This window comes from Desulfococcus sp. (assembly GCF_041737845.1).
Classification (GTDB): domain Bacteria; phylum Desulfobacterota; class Desulfobacteria; order Desulfobacterales; family Desulfococcaceae; genus Desulfococcus.
In genome coordinates, this window is record NZ_JBGSQX010000053.1 from 1 (window position 1) to 4,918 (window position 4,918).

A 4,918-nucleotide genomic window follows, 5' to 3' on the forward strand; every position below is an offset into this window, starting at 1 on the left:
GCAGCGATTCGGCCTCCCGGAATACCACCTCCTGTTCTTCCTGCAGCACGGCGGCAAGAGAGGCCAGGTAGGCCGGGATCTGCCTGCCCCGGGGGTCTTCCGTGAGAAAATGGGCCAGGCCCCCCTCGGGTTCGGCCATCAGGCCCGCAACAAGGGAAACATTCCCCACGCGGGATTCCCGGAGCTGGTCCATGAGCAGGGTGCAGGAGACGTTGGCGCTGTTGAGGACGTTGCCCACGTTGTGCAGCACGCCGGTGGCCACCTCGGCCATGCCCGCGGCCCGGGACATCTCCAGAAGAGATCCCTGGGCCGAGGCCAGCTCCGTAAGGGCCCGCTCCTTGGCCGCGACCTGCTCCTGAAGCTCCCGGGTGCGCTCCAAAACCCGCTGCTCCAGGGTGATCTTGGCTTCCAGCAGGGCCTCTTCCGCCCGCTTGCGGTCGGTGATGTCCCGCCCGACGCCCGCGAATTCACGTACCCGATGCGCCTCGTCGAAGATCGCCCGGTCGGTCCAGTGCTGCCAGCGGATGCCGCCGTCCGTCAGGATGACCCGGTGCTCGATGTCGGCCACGGGATTTTCCCGGCTCAAGGCGGCAATGTGCGCCTCCGCTTCCCGCTGATCCTCCTCGTGGATCAGGGGCATGAAATTGTAACCGATCAGTTCCTCGCGCAGCTTGCCGAAATAGCGGCAGTAGGCCTCGTTGACGAAGGTGATGATGCCGTCCGGCAAAAACCGGCAGATCAGTTCGGTTTGGTCCTCGACGATGGCGCGGTAACGGGCTTCACTCTCCAGCAAGGCATCGGTCTGACACGCCACCTGCCGCTCGCGGTCCTGCAGGCGGGCGGCCATGTCGTCGAAGGCCGCCGCGACCTGCCCGATCTCACTGTGCGGCGCAAGTCCGATGCGGTGATTCAGGTCTCCCCGGCTGATGTGCTGAACGCCGGTTTGCAGGCGCCGCATCGGCCGCAGAAACCGACGCGTCAGGAGAGCCGAGACCCCCAGACTGAGCAGAAGACCGATGACCAGCGTTCCGCACAGCAGAACCCACCAGGCTTTGCGGCTGGCGGCGTAGGCCTCGGCCTGGGGTACTTCCGTGACGACCACCCACGGGGTCCCCGGCACCGGCACGGTCGTGCCCACCACCGGCCGGCCGTGCAAATCCAGGTACTCCCCGGCCCAGGTCTCCCTGGCCGCGCGCACCAGGGCGAACAGCTCGGGGCGGTCGTCGATCCGGGTGTTTGCCAACACTACCCGGGGATCGGAGTGGGCGATGATGCGGCCGCTCTGATTGGCCAGATAAGAGAGCCCCGCCTCCCCGAAATGGAGGCCGGCCACCACATCCTGCAGGACCTTCATTTTCAGTCGGGCGGCAATGACGCCGCCGCACGAGGCAGGAAGGGCCAGGATCAGGTAGGCTTCATCCCCGGCCGACAGTTGTACGTCTCCGATGGAAGTTCGTCCCTGCCGGGCGGTTACAAACCAGTTCGACTGGGGAATGGTGAACAGGCTTGCCAGCACCGCGCCGTTTTTGGGCGCATGGGCCACGACGCTGCCTTCTGCGGTGAGGTACACGATTTCCAGGAAAGCGGGATTGCGCTCCAGCAGGTCCTCAAGTTCGCGCGATCCCTCGGCGGCCAGTTCGTCTCGACCGAAGAGGTCGATCAGCAGCAAGACCCGCTGCTCCCGAGCCAGGAAAGCCCCGACGCTTTCAGCGGCCCTCCGGGCGGCTTCCTGCTGGCGCCCCCGCCAGCCCTCCTGCTCGGTCTGATTCACCAGATACGCGACCCCCAGCACGCTTGCCGCCAGCACCATCATCAGGGCTGCGCCGAACACGGCGAGCAACTGCCGCCGCAGGCTGCCGGACAACAAACCCGACGGGCGATCAGCGGACACGGAGAGGGGCTCCGTCATCGACCCGTGCTCCCCGCACCGGTTTCACCGGCAAGGTACCGTTCCCAGATGCGCTGATAGAGCGCCTGCCCTTCAGCGCTGAGGGGCATGTAGACCTCCGCCCGCCGAATCTCCCCGATGGGCGGAAAAATCACCGGATCGTTCAGGATCTCAGGGTTGATGAGCGGGTAGGCGGTCTCGTTGGCCGTGGCATAGTGCTGCTCGTTCACGATCTGTGCGCTGATTTCCGGGCGCAGCAGGAAATTGATGAACACCTCGGCGGTGTGCTTGCGCGGGCTGGCCGCCGGAATGACGAAATTGTCGCCCCACTGGATCCCCCCTTCGGCCGGCAGGACATAGCGAATGTCGAGGTTTCGGGCGCGCGCCCGCAGCACGTCCCCCGCCCAGCCATACATCAGCGCGACCGCATCTCCCGCGAGGGCTTGATCGGCCACTTCAGGGGCATAACCGGAGGTCCTCGCAACGGCCTTGAGCGCCAGCATCCGCTCCAGGGCCGCCTCCAGTTCGGCGGGGTCTTCCGAGTTGATCGAGTACCCGAGCGACTTGAGGGCGATGCCGATGAGACCCCGCTGGAGTTCCCACACCAGCAGGCGTCCGGCGAAGCGCGGATCCCACAGGTCGGCCCAGCGCGTGACCGGCGGCGAAACCCTGTCGGCGCGCATGATCAGGCCGGTGAGACCCCAGTTGTACGTCACGCTGAAGCGGTTGCCGGGATCAAAGACGAGTTCGCGGAAGTTGGCTGAGATATGTTTGAAATTCGGAATGTTGCGATGATCTATCTCGGCAAGCAACCCTTCTTGCGCCAATTCCGGAACATAGGGGTTGTCGATGACCAGGACATCATAGACCTTGCCGGCCCGGAGGTTTTGCAGGGCCTCCTCTGTGGTTTCGTAGGTCTGATAGTTGACCCTGACGCCGTATTCCGCGGTGAACGCATCCAGCACGGACTGCGGCATGTCCTCCGCCCAGTCGTAAAATATCAATTGCTCCGCCAGGGTCGGCGGGGCCGGTTTTGCCGGGGGGTCGGCGTCGCCGCAGGCGCCGAGAAGGACCAGGATCAGGGCGGCGCAAAGCAGTTGCCGAAAAAGCCGGGCTCCCATTATTGTCCTCCTTTGGCATCCCCCGCCGTAAACCGCGCCCAGATATCGGCATGGAGCTTTTCCCCCGTCGGGCTGAGCGGCAGAACGATCTCGGCCTTCTGCAGATCCTGGTTGGGTGGAAATACGACCGGATCGCTCAGGATCGCCGGATCGATGAAGGGCCGCGCGGCCTCGTTGGGGCTGGCATAGCGGTTGGCGTTGGCGATCCGTGCGCTGATCTCGCCCCGCAGCAGGAAATTCAGGAACACCTCGGCGGTATGCTTATTGGGGCTGTTGGCCGGAATGACGAAGTTGTCGCCCCACAGCAGCGGCCCTTCCGCCGGCAGGACATAGCGGATCGCGTCGTTTTTCTCCCGCCCCGCCAGCACGTCGGCGGCGTAGCCCATGCTGAGCACCACTTTGCCGCTGCTCATCGCCTCGGCCGAGGTCTCCGGATCGAAGTCCTCCAGCTTCAGCATGTTCGGTTTGATTTCAATCAACCGCAGGAGGGCCGCTTCCAGTTCCGCGGGATTTTCGGAGTTGGCCGAATATCCCAGCGATTTGAGCGTCAAGGCCATCACATCCCGGGGCACGCCCATCCACAGCCCCACCCGACCCGCGTAGCGCGGGTCCCAGAGGTCGCTCCACCGGGTCACCGGCTCCGCCACCTGATCGCTTCGCACCACCAGCCCGGTAGTGCCCCAGTTGAACGGTATGCAATAGCGGTTTCCGGGGTCGTAGGTCAGATCGCGAAAATTGGCCGCAATGTTCTTCATGTTGGTGAGATTGCCGTGATCGAGTTCGGCCAGAAGTCCCTCCTTCGCCAGCGTGGGCACCACGCGACTTTCCATGACGACCACATCGTAGATCCTTCCGGCGCGAAGATTGGCGACAGCCTCCTCCTGTGACTCATAGCTCACGTAATTCACCTTTACACCGTATTCGCCGGCGAAGGCGTCCAGCACCGACTGGGGAATGTCGCCGGCCCAGTCGTAAAATATCATCTCCCGAGCCAACTGCGGCCTTTCCGCCGTGGATGAAACGGACGGTTTCCCGTCGCCGCAGCCGGACAATCCGACCATCGCCAGCAGCGGGAAGGTCAGCAGGATTGTGATCACTCGATTGCCCATCTTGGTTCGATTGCCCATTGCATCACCTCCATTTTCGATGCAGTCATCCCGCGGGGCTCGGGTTCAAGCAGGCGGCCCCGGCCCATGCAGCATTCCTCAAGCAGCGTTTTTCTTTTGGGTTCATCTTCTGTCTCCTGGATTGCAGGGGAGTTCAAGGGTAAATGTGGCGCCCGCGCCCGGGCCGCCGCTGTGGACGGTCAGGCTGCCGCCGAGTTCATGGGCGGCCAGTGCCCCGCTGTGCAGGCCATAGCCGTGGCCGTCCCTGCGGGTGGTGAAGCCGTGCTGAAAAATGCGGGTGAGGTTCTCGGAGAGAATGCCCGCACCGTCGTCCGCAACCGACATCCGGACCCGTTCGGGGCCAGCGTCGATGATCTGCAGGGTGATGGTTTTTTCCCCGCCGCCGCCTTCGGTGCAGGCGTGCTTGGCATTGTTGATCAGGTTCAGGAGAATCTGCAGGACCTTGTGCTTGTCCACGGTGATCGGCGGCACCGGCCGGTACCGGCGCTCCACCCTGACCTCGTGCCGTGCCAGGGCCCCGGCGTTCAGCTTGAGGGCGTCCTCCATCAACCGCTCCGGGGGGATGGTTTCATTGACGCCGGAGACGCGGCCGTAGCTCTGCTGCATGGCGACGATCTCCTTGATGTGCTCGATCCGGCCGTGCAGCGATTCGGCCTCCCGGAATACCACCTCCTGTTCTTCCTGCAGCACGGCGGCAAGAGAGGCCAGGTAGGCCGGGATCTGCCTGCCCCGGGGGTCTTCCGTGAGAAAATGGGCCAGGCCCCCCTCGGGTTCGGCCATCA

The 4,918-nt window shown here is 64.3% G+C and carries 4 protein-coding genes; all 4 read right to left on the minus strand.

The features are described from left to right. Positions 1-1,909 (minus strand): PAS domain S-box protein (locus ACEW8N_RS06045; protein WP_373498907.1); only part of this gene is annotated, 1,909 nt, incomplete at its 3' end. Further along, positions 1,906-3,009, minus strand: a complete 1,104-nt coding sequence (locus ACEW8N_RS06050; protein ID WP_373498908.1) for a spermidine/putrescine ABC transporter substrate-binding protein — start codon at positions 3,007-3,009, stop codon at positions 1,906-1,908. The genes ACEW8N_RS06045 and ACEW8N_RS06050, both read right to left, overlap by 4 nt. Next, entirely contained in the window at positions 3,009-4,136 is a 1,128-nt protein-coding gene (locus tag ACEW8N_RS06055; RefSeq protein ID WP_373498909.1) for a PotD/PotF family extracellular solute-binding protein, read from the minus strand. The genes ACEW8N_RS06050 and ACEW8N_RS06055 overlap by 1 nt, the downstream gene beginning before the upstream one ends. 102 nt (positions 4,137-4,238) lie before the next feature. After that, positions 4,239-4,918, minus strand: a 680-nt coding sequence (locus ACEW8N_RS06060) for a sensor histidine kinase (protein ID WP_373498910.1), incomplete at its 5' end; no start/stop codon positions are given.